The organism is Klebsiella sp. HN106, from assembly GCF_051209435.1.
GTDB lineage: Bacteria > Pseudomonadota > Gammaproteobacteria > Enterobacterales > Enterobacteriaceae > Klebsiella > Klebsiella oxytoca.
In genome coordinates, this window is sequence record NZ_JBLURD010000005.1 from 138,828 (window position 1) to 163,122 (window position 24,295).

The window sequence follows — 24,295 nt, forward strand, 5'->3', positions numbered from 1 at the left end:
TGGATTATGAAACGAGAACTGGCCATCGAATTTTCGCGCGTCACCGAAGCCGCCGCGCTGGCAGGCTATAAATGGTTAGGCCGTGGTGATAAAAACACCGCCGACGGCGCCGCCGTCAACGCCATGCGCATTATGCTCAACCTGATCAACATCGACGGTACTATCGTGATTGGCGAAGGCGAAATCGACGAAGCGCCGATGCTGTATATAGGCGAACGCGTCGGTACCGGCAACGGTGATGCGGTAGACATCGCCGTCGATCCCATTGAAGGCACCCGCATGACGGCGATGGGCCAGGCCAACGCGCTGGCGGTGATGGCGGTAGGCGATAAAGGCTGTTTCCTGAACGCGCCGGATATGTACATGGAAAAGCTGATTGTCGGTCCGGGCGCGAAAGGCACCATCGATCTGAACCTGCCGCTGGCGGAAAACTTGCAAAACATCGCCCGCGCGCTGAATAAGCCGCTAAGTGAATTAACCGTTACCATCTTAGCCAAGCCGCGCCATGACGAGGTCATCGTTGAGCTGCAAAAACTGGGCGTGCGCGTATTCGCTATTCCCGACGGCGACGTTGCCGCCTCTATTCTGACCTGCATGCCGGATAGCGAAGTTGACGTTATGTACGGTATCGGCGGTGCCCCGGAAGGGGTCGTTTCAGCGGCGGTGATCCGCGCGCTGGACGGCGATATGCACGGTCGTCTGCTGGCGCGCCACCACGTTAAGGGCGACAGTGAAGAGAACCGCCGCATCGGCGAGAACGAGCTGGCACGCTGTCAGGCCATGGGCATCGAAGCAGGCAAAGTGCTGCGTCTGGACGATATGGCGCGCAGCGACAACGTCGTTTTCTCAGCGACGGGCATCACCAAAGGCGATCTGCTGGACGGTATTACCCGTAAAGGTAATATGGCCACCACCGAAACCCTACTGATCCGCGGTAAATCCCGCACTATCCGCCGAATTCAGTCGATTCATTATCTCGATCGCAAAGACCCGGATATCCAGCTACACATCCTGTAAAACATTTGATCAATAGAGCTTTCCAGCCTTTTCGGGCTGGAATTCTGCTCTCGTCGCGGTGAAGATACGCTAACAGGATTGAGAGGAGAGACGCTATGGCAAACTGGGTTACAGGCAAAGTCGTAAAAGTTCAAAACTGGACGGATGCACTGTTTAGCCTCATCGTTCACGCACCGGTTGAACCGTTTACCGCAGGGCAGTTTGCCAAACTGGGGCTGGATGTCGACGGTGAACGCGTGCAGCGCGCCTATTCCTACGTCAATGCCCCCAGTAATCCCGATCTTGAGTTCTACCTGGTAACGGTTCCGGAAGGCAAACTTAGCCCACGGCTGGCGGCGCTGAAGCCGGGCGATGAAGTGCAGGTGGTCAGCGAAGCGGCCGGCTTCTTCGTGCTCGAAGAGGTGCCGGATTGCGACACCCTGTGGATGCTCGCCACCGGCACGGCGATTGGCCCGTATCTGTCAATTCTCGAAGAAGGGAAGGACCTGGATCGTTTTAAAAATCTCGTACTGGTGCACGCCGCGCGCTATGCCGCGGATCTCAGCTATCTGCCGCAGATGCAGGCGCTGGAAGCTCGCTATGCGGGCAAGCTGCGCATCCAGTCGGTCGTCAGTCGGGAAACCGCGCCGGGCATGCTCACGGGACGTATCCCGTTCCTGATTGAAACCGGCGCGCTGGAAGAGGCCGTTGGCCTGCCAATGAACGCCGAGAGTAGCCACGTCATGCTGTGCGGTAACCCGCAGATGGTGCGCGACACTCAGCAGCTGCTGAAAGAGACCCGGCAGATGAGCAAGCATCTGCGCCGCCGACCGGGTCATATGACCGCCGAACACTACTGGTAATCAGGGCTCCGCTTTCCAGCGCACGTCCAGCGTCTCTTTGCCAAACTTATTTGCCCCCTGGGTGCCGACAAACGCCCCCAGGTCGATAAGCATCATCACGATAATCAGCGTCGGTATAAACCGCCCGACGCCCCACTGCCAGACGCCCGGCAGCATCGACCAGTTACCCGCCAGCAGCATCCACGCCAGAATCATCAGCAGCGCCCAGAGGCCGGATTTCCCCCGGTCGTGCAGACGTTTAATGGTCACCGCCGCCGTCGGCCACAGCAGGCATACCAGAATAAACGCCGCGGTCTGTAAGTTGAGTAGGTTGCTGCCAGCCAGCGTGAACAGCGCGCTCATGGTCGCAATCCAGATAGCAATCCAGATCCAGAAGTCGCGACGTCCAATCCGCCCTTTAATTGAGAATAGCCACTGCTGTAGGGTCATGTTTTATTCCTTATCATCATCACCGACGTAGTTTACCCTGAAGGCGTGACTTTTTGACAAGCGTGACGGTTCTCGTTTTAATCGTCGGCAGACAAAAAAAGGAAAGATGGGCATGAAGAAGTGGGCAACTTTATATTTAATTGGGCTGACGGCGCTATCCGTCGGCCAAAATGCGTTGTCCGCCGAGCCTGACTCCGCCGCTACGGCGCCCTATCTTCTCTCCGGCGCGCCGGTGTTTGATATCTCCATCAGCGCGTTTCGGGAAAAATTCAATACCGATAACCCGAAGCTTTTGCTCAATGAGTTTCGCGCCGTCACCTCCAGTAAAGACCAGGCGAATTTGACCCGCGCCGCCACCAGGATCAACGACAATCTTTATGCCTCGACCGCGCTTGAGCGCGGTACGCTTAAAATTAAATCGATGCAGATAACCTGGCTGCCGATTCAGGGGCCGCAGCAGAAAGCGGCGAAAGCCCGGGCCCTCGAGTATATGAGCGCCGTCATGCGCGCGTTCGTGCCGACGCTCAGCCAGGCGCAGAGCCAACAGAAGCTACAAAAGCTGCTGGCCGCCGGAAAAGGCAAACGGTACTTTTCGGAAACCGAAGGCGCGGTACGCTATGTGGTGGCGGACAACGGCGAAAAGGGGCTGACCTTCGCTGTTGAACCGATTAAGCTGGCGCTATCTGAAACGCTGGAAAACAACAATAAATGACAAAAAGCAAAGCCTTTCCAGTGATGAATCTCTATACTGTTTCACAGACCATGCTGCCCGCGGGGGCGGCTATATTCCTTAATTCGCTTTAAAGCGTGGAGAATAAAAATGCGACATCCTTTAGTGATGGGTAACTGGAAACTGAACGGCAGCCGCCACATGGTAAACGAACTGGTCGCGAACCTGCGTACCGAACTGGCAGGCGTTACCGGCTGTGCAGTTGCCATTGCTCCGCCTGAGATGTACATCGACCTGGCTAAACAAGCCGCTGCCGGCAGCCACATTCACCTGGGCGCGCAGAACGTTGATCTGAACCTGTCCGGCGCATTCACCGGCGAAACCTCTGCCGAAATGCTGAAAGACATCGGCGCTGAATACATCATCATCGGCCACTCCGAGCGTCGTACCTACCACAAAGAGTCCGACGAGTTTATCGCTAAGAAATTCGCGGTACTGAAAGAGCAGGGCCTGATCCCGGTACTGTGCATCGGTGAAACCGAAGCGGAAAACGAAGCGGGCAAAACCGAAGAAGTGTGCGCACGTCAGATCGACGCCGTTCTGAAAACCCAGGGCGCGGCGGCGTTCGAAGGCGCGGTTATCGCTTACGAACCGGTATGGGCGATCGGTACCGGCAAATCCGCTACCCCGGCTCAGGCTCAGGCAGTACACAAATTCATTCGCGATCACATCGCGAAAGCCGATGCGAAAGTGGCTGAACAAGTCATTATCCAGTACGGCGGTTCCGTTAACGCGGGCAACGCAGCAGAACTGTTCACCCAGCCGGACATCGACGGCGCGCTGGTTGGCGGCGCATCCCTGAAAGCGGACGCTTTCGCGGTAATCGTTAAAGCAGCAGAAGCCGCGAAAAAAGCGTAATTCGCTTTACAGGCACTCCCCGGTCGCGCTTCGCAACCGGGGAGTGCCTGGCAGCCCGGACAGGTGCGCAGCGCCGCCTCCGGCAAAATCCCCGAACGAAACAGGCTACAGTTTGCCCAACGCCTGATACCACAGATAGTCCAGCGGCAGCAGAATTAAATAGCTCACCGCCGCCAGCGCAATACACAGCAGCATTCCCGCCCGTGCAGGTACTTTCCCTAGCCCCATCGCCACTACAATCGGTGACGCCTGATACGGCAACAGCGGCGTGGAGTATCCCAGCACCTGAATCATAATCACGCTCAGCAGCGGGAAGCCGGTCGCATCGGAGAAGCTCTGTGCGAAAGTGGTATACAGCGCCGGTACGCCGTTCGCGGTCATAATAAAGTTTAGCGCGCTGGTAATACCGGTCAGCGCGAGAAAGCTGGTAAACGGGCTCTCTTTATCCAGCGGCATAATCTGCAGCAGGGCATTCCCCACCACACCGCCGATCCCGGTCTGGGTCACGGTGATTGCCAGCCCCAAAATTCCGGCGACGTAAATACAGGTGCGGATGTTCACGCCGCTGGAAAACTCCTCGCCGCTGATAAAACCGACTCGCGGCAGCAGCGTTATCACCGCCGCCGCCAACCCCGTCCAGGCTGGCCCTATGCCGTGCCAGCTCTCCGTAACCCAGAGCGTCAGCACCACGACCAGCAGCCAGGCAAGGCGCTTCTCATCGCGGCTCATCGGCGGCAGCGGCGACAGATCGCGCGGCGGGTGCGGTTTCCCCGGGAACAGCCAGCATATCAGCACGATCAGCGCCGCCCCCTTGAGCCAGCCGAGCACCGGCGTATGCAGCAGTAAATAGGGCAGATAATTCAGATGGATACCGTACGATCCCTCCGCCGCGCCGCTCATCACCAGATTCGGGACGTTGGCGGGCAGGATAGTGGCAGACAGCTGGAAGGTACCGAACCCCACCGCCAGCGCCAGGCCAAACCAGGGGCGCGTTCCCTCTTCAATACCGGCACGCCTGGCCATTGCCGCCACAATCGGCATCAGCAGCGCGATGCGCCCCATATTGGACGGCATCACAAACGCCAGCGCATAGCTGAGCAGCACCACGCTGCCGACCATCAGCGGCCAGGAATCCGTCAGACGCGACGAAAGCGCCCGTGCCGCCCTGTCCGCCAGCCCGGTTTTGCGGATAGCGATCCCCAGCACAAAGCCGCTGAACACCAGCCAGAATGCCGACGACGCGAAGCCGCCGAAAATCACCTCCGGCGGCGCGATTTTAGCGATCATCGCTGCGGCAAAAAACAGCAGCGCGGTCATAAACTCCGGCAGGAGCGATGTCGCCCAAAGCAGGATAGTGAGGCCAACGATAATTGAAGGAAGGAACAGAGGATGGGACAACCAGAGCGACATACCTGTCTCCTGTCGGTTTTTTCAGCAAGAATACGACGGACAACAGGGCAGGTAAACGCCAGATATAGTGGGGGTTATGACAACTCTGGTGCGGGCAGATTAGTGATAATGAATTTCGCCAAAGTATTCCGACAGCACGTAATAGCGGCAATATTCGAAAGGGCTGTTATGCCCGGCCTGAAACGTCTGTCTGGCGACAGATAATAGTGGTTTATTCGCCGCAATCTGCAGCTTTTCGCACAGGTCGGCGGAAGGTAAGATCGCCTCCACCTTTTCAGTCGCCGAGTCACTGGTGACGTTTAATAGCGAATAAAGCGACGTATGTTCCAGCGCCTCTGGCGTGAGCTGCAGATTGGGAAAGAAGCTAAGATCGAGATAGATCTTTTCATGGTTAAACGGGCGATTGTTCAGGCAACGAATACGCGAGATATAGAGATAATGATGATGGGCGGGCAGGCTCAAACCATCTGCCTGAGCGTCACGCGCGCGACGCGGCGCGATCTCAAGAATACGGTTCTCTATCTCGACGCTGGCATCCTGAAGATCGCTGGTAATGCCGCGAAACGTGTGGCCGTAGCTTACTCCCTCCGGCACAGAGCACACTACCGATCCGCTTCCGCGCTGGGACGAAATAATGCCCGCATTGATTAATTCGCTCCAGGCCTGTTTAACCACGATGAGCGAGACGTTATAGGCTCTGGCAACCTCTTTTTGCGTCGGCAGCTGGCTGCCTAACGGCAAGGACCCATTCTGAATCTGCTGACAGATGATAAAAAATAGTTGCTTATAAAGCGGAGTAAAGCTCGTTTTATCAACCTGCAAACTGCGCACCTCACGTCTTCGCCAGCAGGGGACGTTTTACCGTCCCCGGCAGGGTGAATTCGCTACCCTGCGATTTGCCTGGCCAGTTGTGCCAAATCGAAATGATTCATACGATCCACGGTCGTTAAATAATCGGCGGGAAAAGCCTCCACGCCATGGAATGCGCCGGAAATCGCTCCAACCATGGTAGCGACAGTATCAGTATCATTGCCGATATTAACGCCGGAGATAATAGCATCTACGGCAGAATTCGGACAACACGCGAACAGGCCAAAGGCCGCCGGTACGGCTTCGCTGACGTGCAGCCCGGAACCAATAATATCGGCAAGTTCCACCACCGCCGTTTCCCAATGACGATGCCGTTGACCGATAGCCACGGCCAGTTCGATGCGTCGGGCAACGGATGGGCCTGCCACCATCATCGCCCCTTGATCCTGCGCCAGCAGATAGCCTCTTTGCGCGCCATAAATACCGGCGGCAATAATGGTGTCCGCATTGGTCTGCGATCGTAACGCTTCGCTGGTTGCCGCCGCCATCGCCGCTGCGCCGGACATCGCCAGCACGTTATTATGCGTAAAGCGGCAAATCTGCAGCGCGCAGTGAATCGCCGCATCAATATCTCCCGGATGCAGTACCGCCGCAGGCCAAATCTTCATGGCGGCGCCGTTGGTGGCTTCCGCGTTTCCCTTATTAATAATCTGTACCGACTGCTTTTCGCCTTCAAGATCACCCTGCAAGGAGGCGCGATGGTCATTGAATATCGCTTTCATTGCCGCACGCGTTGTCGGGCCGGTAAAGTTGGCGTAGTAAGGGTAATCCAGCCACTGCTGGAAGGCCTCGCGCATCGCCTCATCGCTGACCTGGCGCTGGTGGCGCAGCAGCGCTTCCATAATGTATTTCGCCTGAATAAAATCATCCGTGCACATACCCGCTTCGTTACAGCGGCCAAACGTATCCGCTGGCGGTTTTTGAAAGGTCGTCACCCAGCCGCCGAAATAGTCCTTAATTTGCTGCTGAGTCCGTACTTCCGTCGCCGCGCCCATCGCGTCCGCGGCGGCGGCACCCACCAGGCATCCCAGTATTTTGTTTTGATCAACGTGCATGATGACTCCTTATTTCACGGTCATGGCTTGTGCCAGCGAACGGCTGGACAGAAAAGTATTGAGCTGGTCGGGAAACGGCAGAGCAGTCATTGCCCCTTTTGCCGTCACCGCCATCGCTCCGCAGGCGTTGGCATTGCTGATCGCCTCCGCCAGCAGGGCATGATTCCAGTGGTTTTCGCGGGAAAGCGTGAACAGCAGGCCGCCAACAAAGGCATCACCGGCTCCGGTGGTATCGACGACCTCCACGCGCGGGGCAGGAAAAAGGAACTCTCCCTCGGCGGTGATAAGCAACGCTCCTTCGGCCCCCAACGAAATGATGGTGGTCTCGCAGCCCAGATCGCGCATGTAATACCGCGCATCCTGCCAGTGGCTGGCGCCGCTCAGCTGACACAGCTCATCTGCCGAGACTTTGCAGATAGACGCCAGCGCAGCGGAGCGGGCGATCAGGTCAGGGATCTCAGCGGCATTGCGCCACATCTTGCTGCGCAAGTTGACATCAAACAGAACGTAGCCGCCGGCCTCCCGCATTCTTCGCGCGCCCTCAAGGCATGCCTCGCGAGCGGGGCTGTCGGTGAGACCAATGGAGCTAAAGTAAAACCATTCGTATTTTCTGAACGTCGGCAGATCCTGAGGTGAAACGTAGGTATCAGCCCCCGGATGTACCAGATAGGTAAAGCTGCGCTCGCCGTCAGCCGTCAGATTGACGATCAGTACCGCGCTGGTCAGGCTCGCATCCAGCCGCAGCGAAGAGACATCGACGCCGTTATCCTGAAAAACCTGGCGCAGGAAACGCCCGGCGTCATCGTCGCCAAGGCAGCCGATAAAACCGCACGTTCCGCCCAGCCTGGCAACGCAGACCCCCACGTTCGCCGAAGCGCCTCCGGGACATTTCAGGTAGCTGTTCTGTTTTTCCGGTACGAGGTCTACGGAGGCGTCGCCGATCGCCCAAACCTTATTCATGGCATTCATTTACGCCTCCTTATGCCTGTTTTTGCGCAAGGGCTAGCTGAATATCACGATAATATTCGTTATTAATCAGATACTTTTTCATAAGCAACCCAACCGCAAGATGGAAAAGGGCCGGAATGAGCGTCATCATCAGCGCAATACCGGTGAGCGAACGCGCGCTCTGTTCAACGTCGGCCTGATAGCCAAAGTGGCTCAGCAGGAATCCCAGTACGCCCCCCGCGATCCCCATACCAAACTTCTGGAAGAAGAGAATGCCGCCAAACGCGAGGCCGGATACCCGCAGCCCGGTTTTCTTTTCGCCATAATCCACCGCTTCGGCGATAGAGGACCAGAACACCGGCATTTGCATATCGCAGAAGAAATTAATAAGAAAATAGAACGTAAATGCCAGGATAAGATTTTCACGCCCGACGAAGAAATACATCAGCGCGCTTAGTACAAAGGTAATAATCTGGGTGTAGCGGAACATCTTAATTTTATCCCAGAATTTAGTTATCCAGGTGGTGGCGATCATCGCCAGAATAGAGGCGACAACACCGGTAGTCAGAAAAGGTGAAATCAGGCTATCGCCGCCATTAAGATAATACTTGGCATAATAGGCCGCGACGGAACCGCGAATAACGTAACCACACATCAGCAATAAAATAACAACCCCAAGAATAATCCACTGATCGTTACGTAACAGATACTTAAACTGCTTCCCTACCGATAGCGAAGTAATTTCCGGCTCGCTACGTTCACGAGTGGTGAGAAAACAGAAGATAAACAGCAGGGCCCCCATCGCGCCCATTAGCCCCATAGAAAACTGGTAACCCAGGGCCTTGTTGCCCTGCCCAAGCCAGACGGCAAGCATCGGGACGACAATAGTCACCAGAAAAGCGGCAATTTTGGTCATCACAAAGCGATAGCCGTTTGCGCTTAGCCGTTCCACGGGATCGCTGGTAATCACGCCAATCATCGAGATATAGGGAATAGTGATAGCGGTATAGACCAGGGTCATCAGAATATAGGTGCCATAGGCCCACGCCAGCTTAGCCATATAAACCATATCAGGCGTGATAAACATTAAATAAACGGCGAAGCCAAAAGGGATGGCAAACCACAGCAGCCACGGGCGATAGCGTCCCCAGCGCGTATTCAGCTTATCGGTAAGGACGCCCATGGCCGGATCGATAATGGCATCGATCATCCGCACAACCACGAAAAGTACGCCAACATCAGCGGCGCTCAGGCCGTAGATATCGGTATAAAAATAGGCGAGAAGCAGCTGCATGGCGATGATCACAACGTTTATCGCCATATCTCCTGCGCCGAAGCCGATTTTTTCCACGATAGAAAGTTTCATGTTGATATTCCTTTACGCTTAGCCGCGCAAATAGAGGAAACAATTAATGATGTCACTACATGAAATAAAAACGTTTTTATAAATAAGCCGCCTGTCCGACACGCAATAGAGGCTATGAAGAGAGTGTAACCATCCTCAAAAAGATATAAAGGTATACCTTTATATCTTTTGATCGGTTTCACATATTTTTATGCACCCGATCCTACCCCGGCGTTAAACCGGGATAAGAATCAAGGAGATAATGAATAGCGGGAACGTAAAGAAAATTAACGGGATGCGAGAATGGCGCAGCTATGGTCCTGAACCTCTTCTGCCGATGCGCGATTCAGCGTCAGCAGGTTACGCTCGGTTGCCAGCAGCAGCAGCGAGCCGTCGCTCTGCTTCGCCATCGCCAGCGCGAAACGGCCCATATGGTCTCGCGCTTCCGGCACCTCTTCAGCCAGCATCAGGAACGGACTGCGCTGCGCCAGTTCGGTTTCGGTTACGCGGCGCGCCAGATATTCATGGCCCATGAGCCCACCGGGCAGCGGTAACCAGCGGCTGCTGATAGCGGCAGCCTGGCTATCCAGCTGATGGCGCACATCAGGTCGCAGGCAGGAGATATGAATATGGAAATGATTTTGCGTGCGTCCGCTGCGCGAGTTGATGGCCAGCGAGACCGCCTCATCCGGTACGGCAGAGCCACGGTGCTGGCTCATGATTTCGCGTCCCTGCCAGGCTTGCCAGAAGAAGTTCGGCGTCAGCGGTTCAAGCAGCAGCGGGCTTTCAGTGCCGTTGATACGGTAGGTTGGCATCAGCAAATACTGCAGCGGGCCATTGCGGTCCTTAAACAGGACATAGCCGCCCTTCAGGTTCACTTCCGCGCAGGGCGCGGGATTGTGATTCTGCTGTTGATGAGGGACGCACTGTTGCAGAACAATGTGACGCAACGCGTCACGGTTGCCGGAATGAAGCCAGTAGTAGCCGCCAGCCATCGCCGCCACAACCACTACCACCAGCGCTAAAAAAAGGTGTCGTACTCTTCGCATTATTTTTTCCTGTCTCAGCCAGAAACGGAAGAGTAGCGCAGTTTGATGACCAAATGAAAACGAGAGGAGGTGCGGTGAGTTTTGCCGGAAACGGTGCTTAACGCGCCTGAGCGGGCTACCAGACTACTCTGCCCCGGGTCGCGGCTTATGCCTTACCCGGGCGACAAGCGTTGTCGCCCCGCTACGCGCAGCGCGAGCGGGGATAAGGAGAGGCTATTTAACGCTGGTTGATCTGGTCAAAGGTGCCGCCGTTGGAGAAGTGCTCTTTCTGCGCTTTAGTCCAGCCGCCAAACACGTCATCGATGGTGAACAGCTTCAGTTTCGGGAACTCATCCGCGTATTTTTTCGCGATTTCAGGGTCACGCGGACGATAGAAGTTCTTCGCCGCAATCTCCTGGCCTTCCGGCGAGTAGAGATACTTCAGATACGCTTCCGCCACCTGGCGAGTGCCCTTTTTGTCGACCACTTTATCCACCACGGAAACGGTCGGCTCGGCCAGAATCGATTCGCTCGGGGTGACGATCTCGAATTTGTCTTTACCCAGTTCGTTGGTCGCCAGCAGGGCTTCGTTTTCCCAGGCAATCAGCACATCGCCGATCCCGCGTTCCACAAAGGTGTTGGTCGAACCGCGGGCGCCGGAATCCAGTACTTCGACGTTCTTAAACAGCGCTTTTACGAACTCCTGCGCCTTAGCCTGATCACCGTTGTTCTGGTGCAGGGCATAGCCCCAGGCCGCCAGATAGTTCCAGCGCGCGCCGCCGGAGCTTTTCGGGTTCGGGGTAATCACCGACACGCCCGGTTTGATCAGGTCGTTCCAGTCATGAATCTGCTTCGGGTTACCTTTACGTACGAGGAACACGATGGTTGAGGTATACGGCGCGGAGTTATCCGGCAGACGCTTCAGCCAGTTTTTGTCGATTCGTCCACGCTCGGCGATCGCATCGACGTCATAGGCCAGCGCAAGGGTCACCACATCGGCTTCAATGCCGTTGATCACCGAGGTCGCCTGTTTGCCGGAGCCGCCGTGTGACTGACGAATCACCACGTTGTCGCCGGTTTCTTGCTTCCAGTGCGCGCTGAAGGCTTTGTTGTACTGTTCGTACAGCTCGCGCGTCGGATCGTAAGAAACGTTTAATAGCTGAATGTCTTTTGCCAGAACGCTGGCGGATGCCAGCAACAGAGTTAACCCCACGCCCCACTTATTCATCGCACCGCTCTCTTTATGTAGTGTTGTGATGGATTAAGCGTGCCAGAAAGCAGACTGATGATTAAAGAATAAAAAAAGATTGGCTATAACTTGTGAGTATATAGAGCGAGGTGAGTTTGCCTCCTCCCGAACGGGAGGAGGCGGGAAGCATCAGACTTCTTCCATACGGCCCAGCAGCGCCTGCAGACGATCCTGCCAGCCCTGCTGCTGTTCTTTAAGCTGACCGTTTTCACGCTCAAGCTCTTCACGGCTATGCTGGGCGCTCTGTACTTCCTGCGCCAGCGTATTGTTCTTTTCTTTCAGCTCTTCGATTTCCATCTGTAACAGAGTGATGGTATCAATCGCCTGCTGAACTTTAGATTCTAATTTCTCAAACACTTCTAATGACATCGTCATACCTCTCCTGAACTTGCAAGGCGTTGATAGAAACCGTCCGTTTCGTATACGCGTTGACGCCTTAACGAAAATTAGCGCACTACAGTGGTGATGTAGTCGATTGTATGAAGCCCCGCCGCCCCTGTCCAGCGACAACCCGCGTAGATTGCGGTTTGCAACACTTTTCAGTCTTTACCTGGTCCGTTCGCCGCTTTTACCCGGTACTTTTTCGTAATTGTTAATCACCTCGTTAAAAAAATGAGCGGTGAAACGCTCCCGCAAATGACCGAACACGCGTTTATGGCGCGAAAACGCTCATTTTCTTGACGAGGTACACACATTTGAATTTCGATATTTCTCGTTTTTGTTCGTTAACGATAAATTAACACTATGCCTACATGGCAGCGTGGTCGCCTGCGACCTTCACACATACAATAATCATCACTTCGCTTCAGGATTCGATTATGAGCCAAACATCAACACTAAAAGGCCAGTGCATCGCAGAGTTCCTCGGTACCGGGTTGTTGATCTTTTTCGGCGTTGGGTGCGTCGCTGCGCTTAAGGTCGCGGGAGCCAGCTTCGGTCAGTGGGAAATCAGCATCATCTGGGGTCTGGGCGTCGCCATGGCGATTTACCTGACCGCAGGGGTTTCCGGTGCGCACCTTAACCCGGCGGTGACCATCGCGCTGTGGCTGTTCGCCTGCTTTGACGGTCGTAAAGTTGTTCCTTTTATCATTGCGCAATTCGCTGGCGCCTTTTGCGCTGCGGCTTTAGTTTACGGGCTTTATTACAATCTTTTCTTCGATTTCGAACATACCCACAATATGGTGCGCGGTAGCGTCGAAAGTCTTGAGCTGGCGGGTATTTTCTCTACCTATCCAAACCCGCATATCAATTTTGTGCAGGCCTTCGCGGTAGAAATGGTGATTACCGCTATCCTGATGGGCGTCATTCTGGCGCTGACCGATGATGGCAACGGCGTGCCGCGCGGCCCGCTGGCGCCGCTGCTGATTGGTCTACTGATCGCCGTCATTGGCGCATCCATGGGCCCGCTGACCGGCTTCGCCATGAACCCGGCGCGTGATATCGGACCGAAAGCCTTCGCCTGGCTGGCAGGCTGGGGCAACGTCGCCTTCACCGGCGGTAAAGATATTCCTTATTTTCTGGTGCCGCTGTGTGCGCCAATCGTCGGTGCTGCGCTGGGCGCATTCTGCTACCGCAAGCTGATTGGCCGCCACCTGCCTTGCGACACCTGCGTCGTTGAAGAGAAAGAAGCCGCATCTCCCTCTACGACACAACACAAAGCTTCGCTGTAATCTGACTACGGGACTCATACTATGACCGACAAAAAATATATCGTAGCGCTCGACCAGGGCACCACCAGCTCCCGCGCCGTGGTAATGGATCACGATGCCAATATCGTCAGCGTCTCTCAGCGAGAATTCGAACAAATTTATCCGCGTCCAGGCTGGGTTGAGCACGACCCGATGGAAATCTGGGCATCGCAAAGCTCTACGCTGGTTGAAGTGCTGGCAAAGGCCGATATCAGTTCCGATGAAATCGCCGCGATCGGCATTACCAACCAGCGTGAAACCGCCATCGTGTGGGAGCGCGAAACCGGTAAGCCGATTTATAACGCCATCGTCTGGCAGTGCCGCCGTACCGCCGAGATCTGCGAACAGCTCAAGCGCGACGGCATGGAAGAGTACATCCGTAAGGCAACTGGCCTGGTGGTTGACCCCTACTTCTCCGGAACCAAAGTGAAGTGGATCCTTGACCACGTCGAAGGTGCGCGCGAGCGCGCAAAACGCGGCGAGCTGCTGTTCGGCACCGTAGACACCTGGCTTATCTGGAAAATGACCCAGGGACGCGTTCACGTTACCGACTACACCAACGCCTCGCGTACCATGCTGTTCAATATCCACGAACTGGACTGGGACGACAAAATGCTCGACGCGCTGGATATTCCGCGCGCCATGCTGCCGGAAGTGCGCAAATCTTCCGAAGTGTACGGCCAGACCAACATCGGCGGTAAGGGCGGCACGCGTATTCCGATCGCCGGCATCGCGGGCGACCAGCAGGCGGCGCTATTCGGCCAGCTGTGCGTTAAAGAGGGGATGGCGAAAAACACCTACGGCACCGGCTGCTTTATGCTGATGAATACCGGCGAGAAAGCGGTGGCATCAACGCACGGCCTGCTGACGACTATCGCCTGCGGCCCGCGCGGTGAAGTGAACTATGCGCTGGAAGGCGCGGTATTTATGGCGGGCGCCTCCATTCAGTGGCTGCGCGATGAGATGAAGCTGATTAGCGACGCGTTCGATTCCGAATATTTCGCCACCAAAGTGAAGGATACCAACGGCGTGTACGTGGTTCCGGCGTTTACCGGGCTCGGCGCGCCTTACTGGGACCCGTATGCCCGCGGGGCGATCTTCGGCCTGACCCGCGGCGTCAATTCCAACCATATTATTCGCGCCACGCTGGAATCGATCGCCTATCAGACCCGCGACGTGCTGGAAGCGATGCAGGCTGACTCCGGGATCCGTCTGCACGCCCTGCGCGTTGACGGCGGCGCGGTCGCCAACAACTTCCTGATGCAGTTCCAGTCCGATATTCTCGGCACCCGCGTAGAACGCCCGGAAGTCCGCGAAGTCACGGCGCTGGGCGCAGCCTATCTGGCCGGTCTGGCGGTGGGCTTCTGGCAGAATCTGGATGAGCTGCAGGAGAAAGCCGTGATCGAGCGCGAGTTCCGTCCGGGAATTGAAACCACCGAGCGTAACTATCGCTACAGCGGCTGGAAGAAGGCGGTAAAACGCGCGCTGGCGTGGGAAGAGCACGACGAAGCGTAAGATTGTTGAGGTATTCCCGGCTGGCGGCGTAAACGCCTTAGCCGGGATACAACCCGCAGACCGCACACCCCGTAGCCCGGCTAAGCGCAGCGCGAGCCGGCGAGAAGCCACGCCGAGTCATGAATCCCGGAGTATCCCCGGGTTGCGGCGTATACGCCTTACCTGGGCTACAGCCCGCAGACCGCATAATCCCGTAGCGCACCACCTCCGGGTTTTTATCAGCCAAATACCGGCAGCAGCAGATAGAGCTTAATCACCAGCGCGTTAACGATATCGATAAAGAACGCCCCCACCATCGGCACCACCAGAAACGCCATATGCGACGGACCGAAACGATCGGTAATCGCCTGCATATTGGCAATCGCCGTCGGCGTCGCGCCGAGGCCGAAACCACAGTGGCCGGCGGCCAGCACCGCGGCATCGTAGTTTTTACCCATCATTCGATAGGTCACAAATACCGCATACAGCGCCATTGCTATCGTCTGCACCGCCAGAATGGCAATCATCGGCAGCGCCAGCGACGCCAGCTCCCACAGCTTCAGGCTCATCAGGGCCATCGCCAGGAATAGCGACAAGCTGACGTTACCCAGCACCGACACCGCGCGGTCGAATACGCGGTACAGGCCAAGTGCTGACAGGCTATTGCTGAGGATAACGCCGATAAACAGCACGCAAACGAAGGTAGGCAGTTCGAATACGGTCCCCGCCAACAGTTGCGCAACGATCTTCCCTACCGTCAAACAGATGGCGATCAGCGCGATGCTCTCAATCAGCACCAGCGACGTGATCATGCGCCCCATATCCGGCTTTTCAAACGCGGTCGGCGCGAGCTGATCGTCCGGCGTGCCGTCCGGTGATGAAGAGTGTTTGACCAGATAGCGCGCCACCGGCCCGCCGATCAGGCCGCCAAGAACGAGACCGAAGGTTGCGCAAGCCATAGCCACTTCGGTGGCGTTGACAAAGCCATAGCGCTCAATAAACAGTTTACTCCACGCCGCGCCGGTACCGTGGCCGCCGGAAAGGGTAATCGAACCGGCCAGCAGCCCCATCAGCGGGTCGAGGCCCAGCAGCTTCGCCATGCCGATACCGAGGGCGTTTTGCAGCAGCAGCAGCCCCACCACCACGATCAGGAATGTCCCCACCACTTTGCCGCCAGAGCGCAGGCTGGCGAGGTTGGCATTCAGGCCGATAGTGGCGAAGAAAGCCAGCATCAGCGGGTCTTTCAGGCTCATATCGAAATCAATTTCGATATCCATGCTTTTCTTTAATACCAGCAGCGCCAGAGCGACCAGCAGACCGCCCGCCACGGGCTCAGGAATAGTGTATTTCTTCAGGAAAGGGACGGTTTGAACGAGTTTTCTACCTAGTAGCAACACTAATGTTGCGGCAACGAGCGTCGATAAGGTATCGAGATGAAACATAAAAAGAGCTCCTTATAGGCGCATGATCCATTCACACGCGACGAAATTCCCGGTGTCGATTGCTTCTCATCATGAGTAATCGGGAAGGGATTTTAAGCAGAAGTACGGAAAAAAGGACAGGAAAAGATATTTTGTAGGGATAATGATGCGATCAAGCATACAAAATGTTAATAAATATTTGACACCTATTCCCTGCATAAATATTTGCCGCTAAAGAGTGGCAAACGTTTGCTTTTGGTCTATAGTCCGATAAAATCCCCGCTTTGCCACCTTTGGGATTGTTGTGATGTCCGTTAACACCGCAGAATCAGAAAATGCGCAACCGGTTGCGCATAAGCAAACCAGCGAATTAATCTACCGCCTTGAAGACCGCCCGCCGCTACCGCAAACGCTGTTCGCCGCGTTCCAGCACCTGCTGGCGATGTTTGTCGCGGTTATCACTCCGGCGCTGTTAATTTGTCAGGCTCTGGGCCTCCCGGCTCAGGATACACAACACATCATCAGCATGTCCCTGTTCGCCTCCGGCGTGGCATCCATCATTCAAATTAAAGCCTGGGGCCCGGTGGGTTCTGGTCTGCTTTCGATTCAGGGCACCAGCTTTAACTTCGTCGCTCCGCTGATTATGGGCGGAACCGCGCTGAAAACCGGCGGCGCCGATGTTCCGACCATGATGGCCGCGCTGTTCGGCACCCTGATGCTGGCCAGCTGCACGGAGATGGTTCTCTCGCGCGTTCTGCATCTCGCCCGCCGCATAATCACTCCGCTGGTCTCCGGCGTGGTGGTAATGATTATCGGCCTGTCGCTGATTCAGGTTGGCCTGACCTCCATCGGCGGGGGCTATGCCGCCATGGCCGACCACACCTTCGGCGCGCCAAAAAACCTGCTGCTGGCGGGGATCGTGCTGGCGCTGATTATTATCCTTAACCGCCAGCGCAACCCGTATCTGCGCATCGCTTCGCTGGTTATCGCGATGGCGGCCGGATACCTGGCGGCATGGCTACTCGATATGCTGCCGACCAATACCGCACCGACGGAAAGCAGCCTGATTATGGTTCCCACGCCGCTGTACTACGGGCTGGGCATCGACTGGAATCTGCTGCTGCCGCTGATGCTGGTGTTTATGATTACCTCGCTGGAAACCATCGGCGATATCACCGCCACCTCTGACGTTTCCGAGCAGCCGGTTTCCGGCCCGCTATATATGAAGCGTCTGAAGGGCGGCGTGCTGGCCAACGGTCTGAACTCGTTTGTTTCGGCGGTATTCAACACCTTCCCGAACTCCTGCTTTGGCCAGAACAACGGCGTGATTCAGTTGACCGGCGTCGCCAGCCGCTATGTTGGTTTTGTGGTCGCGCTGATGCTGATCGTGCTCGGCCTGTTCCCAGCGGTGAGCGGCTTCGTGCAGCATATTCCTGAGCCGGTGCTTGGCGGCGCAACGCTGGTGATGTTCGGCACCATTGCCGCCTCCGGCGTGCGTATCGTCTCCCGCGAGCCGCTGAACCGCCGCGCGATCCTGATTATCGCCCTGTCGCTGGCCGTCGGCCTTGGCGTTTCCCAGCAGCCGCTGATCCTGCAGTTCGCCCCTGACTGGCTGAAGAATCTGCTCTCCTCCGGTATCGCCGCCGGCGGTATCACGGCGATTGTTCTGAATCTGATTTTCCCGCCAGAGAAAAACTGATCCTCTCTGATGCTCCGGCCGCGCAACGTCGGCCGGAGCGCAAACATCATCAACCTCACATCATCTCATTACACAATTCCTGTCTTGAGGATTGCGCATAATTCGGGCATAACAGCCTTATGTGCCTCGCTCAGGATCGAAGATCATGAAATTTCTCAGAAAGCTGATTCTCTGGCTGCTGATTGCTCTGCTGGTGGTGATTATTGCCGCTTATTTCCTGCTGCAAACCCAGTGGGGAGGGCGTCAGGCCAGCGCCTGGCTAAGCGACGGTACCGGCTGGAAGGTCTCTTTCAACAAAATGGACCATAATTTCTCTTCGCCACTGCACCTGCAGCTGCAAAACGTCACCCTCGGTCGCGACGGCAAACCCGCCACGCTGGTGGCGCAAACCGTGGATATCGGATTTAGCAGCCGCCAGTTTAGCGACCCGCTGCATGCTGACGAAATCATTCTCAGCGACGGTACGCTAAACTTCTCCCCTTCTTCCGCAGCGCTGCCGTTCGCCGCCGATCGTCTCCGGTTGCGCAATATGGCGTTCAACAGCCCGGAGAGCGACTGGGATCTGAGCGCGCAGCGCGTCACCGGCGGCGTCAGCCCGTGGGCGCCGGAAGCGGGTAATGTGCTGGGCAAGAAAACGCAAATTCAGATGAGCGCCGGGTCGATGACGCTCAACGGTATTGAAGCCAGCAACGTGCTGATTCAGGGGAATATCGATAACGGCGAAGTGACGCTCTCAACCCTCGGGGCGGACGTCGCTCGCGGCACGCTCACCGGCACGGCGAAACGCAGCGCCGACGGCGGCTGGCAGGTCGATAATTTGCGCCTCAACGAGATCCGTCTGCAAAGCGATAAATCACTCGCCGACTTTTTCACGCCGCTGACCACCCTGCCCTCGCTGCAGATTGGCCGCCTTGACGTGACCGACGCCAGCCTGCAGGGGCCTGACTGGGCGATCGCTGGCCTCGACCTTAATCTGCGCAACCTGACCCTGAGCCGCGGCGACTGGCAAAGCCAGGATGGCACGCTGTCGATGAACGCCAACGAGTTTATTTACGGTTCGCTGCACTTCCTCGACCCAATCCTTAACGCCGGATTCTCCCCGCAGGGTATCGCGCTGCGCCAGTTCACCTCACGCTGGGAGGGCGGGATGGTGCGCACGTCCGGCAACTGGCTGCGCGCCGACCATGCCCTGGTGCTGGACGACACCGCGTTCGCCGGACTGGAATATACGCTGCCGACCAACTGGAAGCAGCTATGGATGGCGCCGCTTCCCGAGTGGCTGCAAAGCCTGACGCTGAGAAAGTTCAGCGCCAGCCGCAACCTCATTATCGATGTTGAACCGGCGTTCCCGTGGCAAATCACCGCGCTCGACGGCTACGGCGGCGAGCTGCAGCTGGTGAAAAACCGCAGCTGGGGCGTATGGAACGGTAGCGCGACGCTGAACGCCGCCGCCGCGACCTTTAATCGTATTGATGTCCGCCGCCCGTCGCTGAAGCTGAGCGCCAATGCCTCAACGGTGAACGTTAACGAGCTCAGCGCCTTTACCGAGCGTGGGATCCTGCAAGCCACCGCGGCGGTGTCGCAGCTTCCGCAGCGTCAGGTCAATCTGAGCCTGAGCGGTCGCGGCGTGCCGCTAAATATTTTGCAGGCCTGGGGCTGGCCAGCGCTGCCGATATACGGCGATGGTAATCTCCAGCTAACGGCGACCGGCAGCGTGCTGCCAGATGCGCCGCTGAAGCCAACCGTTAACGGTCAGCTCAGCGCAGTCAATATGGAGAAACAGCAGGTAGCGCAGGTCATGCGCAACGGTGAAGTTACCAGCGCTCAGGCTCCTTCTGCTCCGATAATGTCTACCCCCTAGTTTCCCCTCACCCTAACCCTCTCCCCGCCGGGGAGAGGGAACCGCCCTCTGCACTCTTTATTTTTTATGCCCACACCGATCGACCCCCTCTCCCTTTCAGGGAGAGGTTTGGGGTGAGGGTCATATAATATCCTTAATGGTGAAACCTGTTGCCATTTAGCGGCTATTTGTACCTATTTTCCGCAACCTGTTCCTTTCAAATAGCGGACTTGCTATAACAAAAATACTGGAAGCGAAAAAAATAATTAAAGTCCCTGAACCTATACCCAAAATAATTCGAGTTGCTTAAAGGCAGCAAGGGAGTGAGTCCCCAGGAGCATAGATAACTATGTGACTGGGGTGAGCGAGCGTAGCTAACACATAAGCAACTTGAAGTATGACGGGTATACAAAAATAAAGGAACGACCATGTCCGTAATACGTCAACGTATTCTGGAGAATATGCAAAAATTCTCCAGAGCAATGATTGGTGCAGTATTGTTCTTGCCGGTCATCGGCTTAATTTTGGCACTCAGCTCAGTCTTAACCAACCCAACATTAATTTCGGAGACCAGCTTTTTACACCAGCTTGGACAGCTACTCGGCGATACCTTCTGGCCTTTATTCGGCAATCTGGGATTACTCTTTTGCGTCGGCATCAGCTATGGCCTGGCAAAAGATAAAAAAACCGAAGTCGCGCTGGTTTCAGTGATGTGTTTTATTATGTTTCTTGGCGCCAACCACTCCTGGCTGGAGCATACTCACGGCCTGGCGGAAAAAATTAACGGCGAATATTACGGCACCGGGCAAACCCAACTGCTGGGCTTTGTGGTGGTCGATATGGGGGTTTTCCTCGGCATTATTCTCGGCTGCACCATCGCCTGGGTGCATAACAAAGTATCGACTATTGAGCTACCCGGCGCGCTCTCCATGTACGGCGGGGCCAAGCTGACGCTGGTGGCGATGACGCCGGTCATCATTTTCTACGCCATCGCTTTTACCTGGATCTGGCCGTTTATGACCCACGGCATCGCGGCGCTGACCGGCTTTATGAAAAACGCCGGCGTGGCGGGGGTCTTCGTTTACGGCTTCTTTGAAAAATTCCTCATCCCCACCGGTCTGCACCACTTCGTCTGGTCGCCGTTCCAGCTCACGCAAATCGGCGGCACGCTGAACGTCGACGGGCAGATAGTCTCCGGAACCCAGGCGATTTTCCTCGCCTATATGCGTCACCCGGATCTGACGCCGGTGATGAACGAGGCGCTGCGTTTCTCACAGCAGGGGATGACCACCATCTTCGGCCTGGCCGGCGCCTCGCTGGCGTTCTACCATACGGCGAAACCGGAGAAAAAAATGATGGCTAAAGCGATTCTGCTACCGGCCATTATCACTTCCATGCTCACCGGTATCACCGAGCCGATTGAGTTTACCTTTCTGTTCGTTTCCCCGCTGCTGTGGGTGATCCATGCTACCTTAACCGCAGCTTCGCAGGCGATTTGCGACATCTTTACCGTCCGTCCGTGGGGCGCCTCGGGGCTGATTGAGTTTCTGATTTACAACCTGCCGCTGCCGGTCGCCCTGACCCGCTGGCCCGGCTACGTGCTCATCGGGATCGGCCAGTTCGCCGTCTACTACGTTATCTTCCGCACGCTGGTCGTTAAGTTGAATCTCAAAACGCCGGGCCGTGAAGATGATGAAAACGTGAAGTTATATAGCAAAGCTGATTATCGTAAAAAAATGGGCGAACCGCAGTCGGTGACCAACGAGATTATTAATGGCTTAGGCGGCAAAGCGAATATTATTTCAGTCGACAACTGTTTTACCCGCCTGCGCGTCGCTATTCACAATATGGATTTAGTTGATGATGCAATATTAAAAAGCACCGGTGCAAACGGCGTAGTACGAAATCGAAATGAAGTTCAGGTTATTTACGGCGTCAAAGTGGGACAGGTCCGTTCCCGGGTTGATAGCTGGCTAGCAGAAAATTAATTAGGAGTTGTTTATGAAATTAACCGTATTAGGCGGGGGCGGCGTTCGCTCTGCGTTCCTGGCAAAATCTCTGGCATATAACGCGCACCGCATTGGTTTAACGGAAGTTGTATTTCTCGACAGCTCCGCTGAGAATCTGGCAATTTTTGGCGAAATCGCCCGCTATGTGTTTAATACGATTCGCCCGGATATTCACTTCAGCGTAACCAGCGACCCGGTGCCGGCACTCAAAAATAGCCACTATGTCATCACCACCCTGCGGGTAGGCGGCGATGAGAGTCGCATTCGCGACGAGCGTATCGCCCTGCAGCACAACACCCTGGGCCAGGAGACCACCGGCGCTGGCGGTTTCGCCATGGCGATGCGTTCCATTCCGGCGATTCTTCACTACTGCCGCCTGATTGAAGAGCACGCCGCCGGAGACGCTATTCTTTTTAACTTCACCAACCCGTCAGGGCTGGTCACCGAGGCGATTATCAAATCCGGCTTTAAGCGCCGGGTGTACGGCATCTGCGACGCGCCGTCGGAGCTGATTCGCGAGCTGCCGGCAATCCTCGGCTGCGACGAGCGCGATCTCGGCGTTGAGTGCTACGGGTTGAACCACTTCTCCTGGTTTACCCACTTCACCGTAAGCGGCGAGGATGTCACCGAGCGCCTGATTACCAGTCCTGAGCTGTATCGTAAGACGGCGATGCAGTATTTTTCGCCGGAGCTGGTTCAGCTATGCGATAAGCAACTGCTTAATGAATATCTTTACTACTACTACTATCGAGAAGTGGCTTTAAAAGCGATTCAGAACGCAGCGGAAACCCGCGGCGAGCAGATTGCCCGTATCAATCACGATATGCGCGAAGAGCTGCGGACCGTGGATGTGAAAGCCAACCCGGAAGCGGCGTTTACCATCTGGATGAAGCACTATCTGCGCCGGGAAAATAGCTATATGCAGAACGAGTCGCAGCAGGAAAAATTCCATACCCGCGAGCCGTTAACCTTAAAGCAGTTTATCGAGGAGCCGGATACCGGCGGCTACGCAGGGGTGGCGCTGGATATTCTGGAGGCGGTCAACAGCACCACCACCAAGCGTATTGTGGTGTCGATGCCCAACAACGGCACGCTGGACTTCCTGCGCCAGGACGACGTGATTGAGATCAGCTGCGATCTCAGTAAAGAGGGCCTGAAGCCGGTGACGCCGAAACATGTGCCGACAGCGCAGAAAAACATGATCGCCAGCGTGAAGGAGTATGAGCGGCTGGCGGTGGCGGCGATTCTGCAGCGGGATAAGTCACTGGCGGTACGGGCGCTGATGGCGCATCCGCTGGTCGGCTCTTATTCGCTGGCAAAAGCGCTTGTTGAAGCTTATCTCGATGATAAGCAGTTCGCCGACTGGCAATAATCCCACCCTCGCGCCACCGCACTCCTCCCGGTGGCGCTGCGCTGACCGTGCTACGGGTTCACCACCGCCTGCGGGGCGGTAGCCCGGACAGGCGCCTCAGGCGCCGCCTCCGGGGATCCCCGTGTGTGTAAACCACATCTTCAGCAGCCGCTCAAACCCGAGTATGCAGTAGCCAAAAAACGGGTTGCTCCAGTAAATATCATCATCGAATTTCTGCGGATCGTGAATAATAAACGCCGTATCCGCCGCCTGCGCCAGCGGGCTTTGATAATCGCCGGTGAAGCAGACCAGATTAATCTTCTTCCCTTCCAGCGCCTTCACCCAGTTCAGCGCCGAACTGCTACGCCCGGATTTGGAAATAATCCAGATCGAATCAAATTTAGCGGCGTTCTTCTGCTCAAGAATTTCGTAATCCGGCCATAGCGCCAGGCTGGCGTTTACCCCGGTCACCAAAAATTTATTGTAAATATACTGGGCGATCAGCTGCGAAAAGCCGCTGCCGTGAATCAAAATGCGATGATGTTGCAGGCTTTCCAGTAGAGAAGTTATCCGCTCTATCGGCTGAATGCTCATGTAGTCGATATCGTTGGTGACATCGAGTTTCGGCATGGTGATATTGAATTTAATAAAATAGACCAGCTCCAGCCAGCCGCTGAATTTCAGTTTCTTCGCCAACCGCACTAGCGAGGAAGGGTTGCTATAACAGTGTTCCGCGACGGCGCGGATCCCCTCGCGCACACATTGCTCAGGGTCATTCTGAATAAAACGCAGCACGGTCATTTCGGTTTTGCTTAGCTTAACGTCACGAAAAATGTTTTCTAAATCCATTCCGGGCTCCTCTCAGCGGTAAACTACGCTATCACCTGACGGCGCGAGTGTCTGTGGGGTGAATCACCAGAATGAAATGAACGTTACTTTTTCAGAAGAAATGGAATAAAAAAACCCTCTCCGCAAACGAAGAGGGCATAGCCTGTAGCCCCGGTAAGCGTCG

At 55.9% G+C, this 24,295-nt stretch carries 21 protein-coding genes; 10 read left to right on the plus strand and 11 right to left on the minus strand.

The window, feature by feature from the left end; translation table 11 throughout:
* The first annotated feature begins 6 nt into the window (after positions 1-6).
* Positions 7-1,017 carry a class II fructose-bisphosphatase gene (gene glpX, locus ACSIPU_RS14900; RefSeq protein ID WP_016809637.1) on the plus strand — a complete coding sequence of 337 codons (1,011 nt, stop codon included), beginning with the start codon at positions 7-9 and terminating at the stop codon, positions 1,015-1,017.
* A gap of 95 nt (positions 1,018-1,112) precedes the next feature.
* A complete protein-coding gene (gene fpr / locus ACSIPU_RS14905) occupies positions 1,113-1,859 on the plus strand; it encodes a ferredoxin--NADP(+) reductase (RefSeq protein ID WP_004106932.1) in 747 nt (248 codons plus the stop codon).
* On the opposite strand, the gene ACSIPU_RS14910 is transcribed toward fpr, so the two are convergent.
* Positions 1,860-2,288: a DUF805 domain-containing protein gene (locus tag ACSIPU_RS14910; RefSeq protein ID WP_004106933.1), complete on the minus strand. Its 429-nt coding sequence runs from the start codon at positions 2,286-2,288 to the stop codon at positions 1,860-1,862.
* A 112-nt stretch (positions 2,289-2,400) separates the two neighbouring features.
* Here ACSIPU_RS14910 and ACSIPU_RS14915 point away from each other — a divergent pair, with 112 nt between their 5' ends.
* Together ACSIPU_RS14915 and tpiA are read left to right on the plus strand one after the other, a co-directional pair.
* Positions 2,401-3,000, plus strand: a complete 600-nt coding sequence (locus ACSIPU_RS14915; RefSeq protein ID WP_004106936.1) for a DUF1454 family protein — start codon at positions 2,401-2,403, stop codon at positions 2,998-3,000.
* Positions 3,001-3,108: 108 nt separating this feature from the next.
* Positions 3,109-3,876: a triose-phosphate isomerase gene (gene tpiA / locus ACSIPU_RS14920; RefSeq protein ID WP_004106939.1), complete on the plus strand. Its 768-nt coding sequence runs from the start codon at positions 3,109-3,111 to the stop codon at positions 3,874-3,876.
* 105 nt (positions 3,877-3,981) lie between these two features.
* Here tpiA and ACSIPU_RS14925 read toward each other — a convergent pair whose 3' ends face one another.
* The 8 genes from ACSIPU_RS14925 to zapB form a co-directional block, all read right to left on the minus strand.
* Positions 3,982-5,286 (minus strand): SLC13 family permease, encoded by a 1,305-nt coding sequence (locus ACSIPU_RS14925; RefSeq protein ID WP_004116479.1) that lies wholly within the window; start codon positions 5,284-5,286, stop codon positions 3,982-3,984.
* Between the two features lie 99 nt (positions 5,287-5,385).
* Positions 5,386-6,108: a GntR family transcriptional regulator gene (locus tag ACSIPU_RS14930; protein WP_004106944.1), complete on the minus strand. Its 723-nt coding sequence runs from the start codon at positions 6,106-6,108 to the stop codon at positions 5,386-5,388.
* A gap of 62 nt (positions 6,109-6,170) precedes the next feature.
* On the minus strand, positions 6,171-7,211 hold the full coding sequence (locus ACSIPU_RS14935) for an ADP-ribosylglycohydrolase family protein (RefSeq protein WP_032729143.1): 1,041 nt from the start codon (positions 7,209-7,211) through the stop codon (positions 6,171-6,173).
* Between the two features lie 9 nt (positions 7,212-7,220).
* On the minus strand, positions 7,221-8,180 hold the full coding sequence (locus ACSIPU_RS14940) for an aminoimidazole riboside kinase (protein WP_004116482.1): 960 nt from the start codon (positions 8,178-8,180) through the stop codon (positions 7,221-7,223).
* 10 nt (positions 8,181-8,190) lie between these two features.
* Entirely contained in the window at positions 8,191-9,525 is a 1,335-nt protein-coding gene (locus tag ACSIPU_RS14945) for an MFS transporter (protein WP_017145229.1), read from the minus strand.
* A gap of 266 nt (positions 9,526-9,791) precedes the next feature.
* A complete protein-coding gene (locus ACSIPU_RS14950; protein ID WP_024274822.1) occupies positions 9,792-10,553 on the minus strand; it encodes a CDP-diacylglycerol diphosphatase in 762 nt (253 codons plus the stop codon).
* Between the two features lie 217 nt (positions 10,554-10,770).
* On the minus strand, positions 10,771-11,760 hold the full coding sequence (locus ACSIPU_RS14955; RefSeq protein ID WP_004106966.1) for a sulfate ABC transporter substrate-binding protein: 990 nt from the start codon (positions 11,758-11,760) through the stop codon (positions 10,771-10,773).
* A gap of 150 nt (positions 11,761-11,910) precedes the next feature.
* A complete protein-coding gene (gene zapB / locus ACSIPU_RS14960) occupies positions 11,911-12,156 on the minus strand; it encodes a septal ring assembly protein ZapB (RefSeq protein ID WP_009652751.1) in 246 nt (81 codons plus the stop codon).
* Between the two features lie 443 nt (positions 12,157-12,599).
* Here zapB and ACSIPU_RS14965 point away from each other — a divergent pair, with 443 nt between their 5' ends.
* Together ACSIPU_RS14965 and glpK are read left to right on the plus strand one after the other, a co-directional pair.
* Complete coding sequence (locus ACSIPU_RS14965; RefSeq protein WP_004106970.1) at positions 12,600-13,451, plus strand: MIP/aquaporin family protein; 852 nt, start codon at positions 12,600-12,602, stop codon at positions 13,449-13,451.
* Between the two features lie 21 nt (positions 13,452-13,472).
* Positions 13,473-14,984 carry a glycerol kinase GlpK gene (glpK, locus tag ACSIPU_RS14970; RefSeq protein WP_004106971.1) on the plus strand — a complete coding sequence of 504 codons (1,512 nt, stop codon included), beginning with the start codon at positions 13,473-13,475 and terminating at the stop codon, positions 14,982-14,984.
* A 218-nt stretch (positions 14,985-15,202) separates the two neighbouring features.
* Here the strand turns inward: glpK and gltS are convergent, their stop codons facing one another.
* Positions 15,203-16,405 carry a sodium/glutamate symporter gene (gene gltS, locus ACSIPU_RS14975; protein ID WP_004116504.1) on the minus strand — a complete coding sequence of 401 codons (1,203 nt, stop codon included), beginning with the start codon at positions 16,403-16,405 and terminating at the stop codon, positions 15,203-15,205.
* Between the two features lie 286 nt (positions 16,406-16,691).
* On the opposite strand from gltS, the gene ACSIPU_RS14980 reads away from it, so the two are divergent.
* The 4 genes from ACSIPU_RS14980 to ACSIPU_RS14995 all read left to right on the plus strand — a co-directional run bounded on the left by ACSIPU_RS14980 (position 16,692) and on the right by ACSIPU_RS14995 (position 23,304).
* Positions 16,692-18,083: a nucleobase:cation symporter-2 family protein gene (locus ACSIPU_RS14980; protein WP_004106976.1), complete on the plus strand. Its 1,392-nt coding sequence runs from the start codon at positions 16,692-16,694 to the stop codon at positions 18,081-18,083.
* Positions 18,084-18,228: 145 nt separating this feature from the next.
* Entirely contained in the window at positions 18,229-19,944 is a 1,716-nt protein-coding gene (locus ACSIPU_RS14985) for an AsmA family protein (RefSeq protein WP_049094868.1), read from the plus strand.
* Positions 19,945-20,351: 407 nt separating this feature from the next.
* Positions 20,352-21,911 (plus strand): PTS transporter subunit EIIC, encoded by a 1,560-nt coding sequence (locus ACSIPU_RS14990; protein ID WP_004106980.1) that lies wholly within the window; start codon positions 20,352-20,354, stop codon positions 21,909-21,911.
* A 13-nt stretch (positions 21,912-21,924) separates the two neighbouring features.
* Positions 21,925-23,304: a family 4 glycosyl hydrolase gene (locus ACSIPU_RS14995; RefSeq protein ID WP_004106983.1), complete on the plus strand. Its 1,380-nt coding sequence runs from the start codon at positions 21,925-21,927 to the stop codon at positions 23,302-23,304.
* Between the two features lie 96 nt (positions 23,305-23,400).
* On the opposite strand, the gene ACSIPU_RS15000 is transcribed toward ACSIPU_RS14995, so the two are convergent.
* A complete protein-coding gene (locus ACSIPU_RS15000) occupies positions 23,401-24,132 on the minus strand; it encodes a MurR/RpiR family transcriptional regulator (RefSeq protein ID WP_004106985.1) in 732 nt (243 codons plus the stop codon).
* Between the last annotated feature and the right edge of the window lie 163 nt (positions 24,133-24,295).